Origin of the sequence: Stenotrophomonas maltophilia group sp. RNC7, assembly GCF_030910085.1 — a bacterium.
GTDB classification, from domain to species: domain Bacteria; phylum Pseudomonadota; class Gammaproteobacteria; order Xanthomonadales; family Xanthomonadaceae; genus Stenotrophomonas; species Stenotrophomonas sepilia.
In genome coordinates this window covers 1-310 of the sequence record NZ_JAVFVN010000645.1, presented here as the reverse complement: position 1 = coordinate 310, position 310 = coordinate 1, and the positions used below count along the sequence as shown (strand labels likewise).

The following is a 310-nucleotide window of genomic DNA, read 5'->3' as shown; positions in this document are numbered from 1 at the left end:
ACACCTTTAGCTGCCGCATACATACCGCGACCGATAGGTCTTACTGCACCTCCAGCTTTAAAGCCAGCAAGGGAACCTATAGTAGAGCCAGCCGGTCCTAATGCCATACCACCTGCTGCACCAGCAAGACCCCCAATCATTTTCCCTCCTCTAGAGACAACTTCAGACATTCTAAACATACGTCTAGCTGATGCGTCATTAGCAACCGCGTCTTGTGCAGCATCTGTATTTCCCGCTTGTTCTTTATTTGCTTGACTGTTAGCACCTCTTAAACCACGGTTCAATAAACCTTTTGTTATCTCTCCAGCCG

The 310-nt window shown here is 48.1% G+C and carries 1 protein-coding gene; it reads right to left on the bottom strand.

The genetic code is table 11. The features are described from left to right. Window positions 1-310, bottom strand: a 310-nt coding sequence (locus RCF13_RS12815) for a hypothetical protein (RefSeq protein ID WP_308141239.1), incomplete at both ends; no start/stop codon positions are given.